This window comes from Colwellia sp. F1, from assembly GCF_056238625.1.
Window position 1 is genome coordinate 1 of record NZ_JBWDLI010000051.1, and the last position, 3,291, is coordinate 3,291.

General features: G+C 46.7%; 5 protein-coding genes. 2 read left to right on the forward strand and 3 right to left on the reverse strand.

Going from position 1 to position 3,291, the window contains the following annotated elements:
* Window positions 1-152 precede the first annotated feature (152 nt).
* The 3 genes from AC0UA9_RS16935 to AC0UA9_RS16945 are packed head-to-tail and all read right to left on the reverse strand — an operon-like array spanning window position 153 to window position 921.
* Window positions 153-266 carry a transposase gene (locus tag AC0UA9_RS16935; RefSeq protein ID WP_475661867.1) on the reverse strand — a complete coding sequence of 38 codons (114 nt, stop codon included), beginning with the start codon at window positions 264-266 and terminating at the stop codon, window positions 153-155.
* A gap of 47 nt (window positions 267-313) precedes the next feature.
* Window positions 314-499: a transposase gene (locus tag AC0UA9_RS16940; protein WP_475661856.1), complete on the reverse strand. Its 186-nt coding sequence runs from the start codon at window positions 497-499 to the stop codon at window positions 314-316.
* 2 nt (window positions 500-501) lie between these two features.
* Complete coding sequence (locus AC0UA9_RS16945; protein WP_475661860.1) at window positions 502-921, reverse strand: hypothetical protein; 420 nt, start codon at window positions 919-921, stop codon at window positions 502-504.
* Between the two features lie 195 nt (window positions 922-1,116).
* Between AC0UA9_RS16945 and AC0UA9_RS16950 the strand changes: the two genes are divergently transcribed.
* Window positions 1,117-1,824, forward strand: a complete 708-nt coding sequence (locus tag AC0UA9_RS16950; RefSeq protein WP_475661863.1) for a TetR/AcrR family transcriptional regulator — start codon at window positions 1,117-1,119, stop codon at window positions 1,822-1,824.
* 1,290 nt (window positions 1,825-3,114) lie between these two features.
* On the forward strand, window positions 3,115-3,291 hold a 177-nt coding region (locus AC0UA9_RS16955), incomplete at its 3' end, for a DUF3577 domain-containing protein (protein ID WP_475661868.1).

Genomic DNA, 3,291 nt, shown 5'->3' on the forward strand with positions numbered 1-3,291 from the left:
ATCCAGACACTCTTCTTCAGTGCTTTGTGCAATTTTTGCCTGCTTCCCGCTCATTGGTCGGGAAGCAAGTGCAATAACTTTGTGCCTACCGGTATTTCTCACTGATTAGCAGGTTGCTGTATGTCGCCAGCACGTGCAGACGCTAAGTGTTTTTAGCAAGCAAGCCCACGATAACGAACCTTCCCATAACCAAAAACGTGTTTGATGTACCGAAAGGAGTGCTCCACTTTGGCACGGATACTGGCTTTGATTTTTCGACTTTCTATCGCCTGGTATCCAGCTTCTTACTGGTGCCAAGCCTTTGGGCTATATATCACAAGACGTCGCTACAATATTTGTGCTCAGTTCGTTTTTTAATGACTAGGTAACCGGCATCACCGAAAACGCGTTGCTCTTTTCTGTGAAGCAACTGATCGGCAGGCCCAATGTCATGGGTATTGGTAGCCGTGGTCTTGATGCTGTGGATCATTCCAAGCTTATCGTCCACGCCTATGTACATTTTTATGCCAAAGTGCCAAGCATCCCTTTTTTTGTCTGGTGCATACACGGATCGCGCTCGCCTTCTGTGTTTTGGGTAGAACTCGGCGCAGTGATGATTGTGGCATCGACAATGCTTCCTTCACGCAAAATCAGACCATTTTCCTTTAGATGATTGTTCACTTTCTGGAACAGTAGCTTGCCAAGGCGGTGGCGTTCCAGAATAAGGCGAAGCTTGAGAGTTATGGTTTCGTCCGGCAATCGATCCAGCTTCAAATCGTCGAAGTGGTGCATGGACTTGATCTCGTAGAGAGCATCTTTCTTGGTCGGGTCGCTCAGGTTGTAGTCAGTGGACGCTAAGCATCGTAGACAGAGGGGGCTACCTTCTTCGCCATCCTTGACCAGGGAATCAGCTTTTCCATTCGCTCCAGAAAGGGATCGCACGGTTTTCTCTCTTCTTGTTTTAGTACTCGGCTTCGAACAGGATAGATTTGATTCATGGCAGTACTAGATCCTATGCAGTAGGCGATAGCTGTATCATCGGTGATAAAAGTGCCCTTTTCAGTGTTTTCTTAGCTAGAAGTGGCTTAAATAACATATAATTATTGAACTGAATAATTAAATTTTTTGGGTCATATTATGGCTAATCAAGTGACTAGTAAAAGAAAGCGTCCTGGCAGGCCTGTGGGGCAGAGTGATGTTCGTGAGCGCATTCTTGATGCCGCTGAGGTGTTGTTTGCCGAGCAAGGTTATGCCGGGGCTTCTCTGCGCAATGTTGCACAGGCTGTCGATGCAACAACAGCATTGATTACTTACTATTTTAATTCAAAAGAAAATCTTTTCTGTGAAGTATTTATGCGCAAAGGCTGCGAAGTTGCCAAAGCACGTATGGAAGCACTTAACTCCTTGATAGCATCAGGCAGGCAGGCAAGCGTAGATGAGTTGGTGAGAGCCTTTTTGGCTCCCTCAATTCAGCTTCGTCATACCAAGCAAGGGCGGGCATTCTTGCGGCTACATTCACGTTTACATATGGAACCAGAAGCGCTGTCATTTGAACTGCGCCGTAAGGTGTATGATGAATCGACTCGCGCTTATGCCAGGGCGTTTCGGCAAGCCCAGCCTGAGTTGGACGAAATTGTCGTGATGAAGCGTATGTCATTCATCATTGGGGCATATCTCTACTCTTTTTCGGATACTAACCGCATGGATGAGCTTGTTCCTCAATCACGTATGCATAACTATATCGACATCGAACTCGACGAAATTGTGGAGTTTGCGACGGCGGGTATGTTGGGAATGGAAGTTAGCTCGGCTAACCCACCTGCTATCTCAGGAAGATCAGAATAATTATCGATATTTGTCAGCGTCCGCTTGAACCGACAAAAAACCAAATATTAGGGTTTTATTCTTCTATTCTTTATGTGTTCGTTACTCTTTTTCCGCTCATTGAGCGGAAAAAGAGTGCAATAACGCGATTCCAACCGGTATTTCTCACTGATTAGCAGGTTGCTGAACGCTGCTGATCTTTCCCCTAAATTAGCCAAGACGAAACACCTAACGGAGAAAATTATAAAGCTCAGGGATGAAACGGCGCGATTACAATCCTTTGAGGAACAGCGGCTGTAATCTCTGGATCAGCAAGTATCTTTGACGGGTCCTGAAGCTAGGTCGATGTTCTCCAGTGTTAAGGACTCTGGGACAGTAGACTACAACGTTTAGACAGTGGGCGATAGCCTGCATCATTTTAATGTGGCTTGTGAGGTAAACAGTATCGGGCATAACCGGGGACAGCTTTTCAATATGGCGAAACTAGCCCGGAAAGCCACTGGCATCAAGGAGCTGAAGGACGTAGCTGACAGAGGCTACTTCAATTCTCGCCTGCTATAAAGAAGAGATAACGACCTACCAGCCCAAGTCGATGACATATCCAATCCAGGCAAAGGGCTTTTTACCAAGAGGAGTATTCCGGTATTGGCCTGAAACTAATGAGTATTCTCGCTCCGCTGGTCAGAGGCTGATATGGCGATATGAAACGATAGAAAAGGAAATGAAGCTGAATACTTACTGAAGTTCGGAATATGCAAGCTGCGGTATGAAAGAAAAATGCACGACTGGCAAGCAAGGACGGATCAGACGTTGGGAGCATGAAGATGTGTTTGAATCTGCACAGTCACGTCTTGATTGGAATCCAGAGATGATGTGCCTAAGGCGACAAACAGTGAAGAATCCGTTCGGCACGCTTAAGGCGTGGATGGGAACTACGCACTTTGCGACAAAGCGGTTTAGATATGTTAGCACTGAAATGAGTATTCATGTACTGGAGTACAACTGGAAGAGCGCCATAAAGATTTTGAGAGTCAATGAGGTAATGAGGGCTGCAGGTGGCCCTTGACACATCATATTTTCTCGTTAGCATAAAAGTTGCTTGTGCTGTTGACGACAGCCCGGTTGGTCTCACCCGGCACCGATTGAGACGCCCTCCTAAAGCTCCCCCTGCCTCATGTAAGGGAGTGCCGCAAGCGGTTTGAGGCATTTTACAGCTGGCCAGTGGCCTATCTACCCCCATGGGATAATACCTCCCATGTGGGACAGGTGTTTCCCATGGATTCGTATTCCAATCCTGTAAGGAGAAACACCATGGCTACTACCGTTCAAAACGAGACTAAGAGCTTTTTTGATCTTCATATCAATGGCCTTGGCTACTTAAACAGAATTCGCCAGGTAACTCCAAAACGTGGTGACGCCTTTTGGGCTTGCGACATTTCTGCTCTCAATGGGCCTGCCGACGACGTTAGCTATACGCGCTTCGACTGC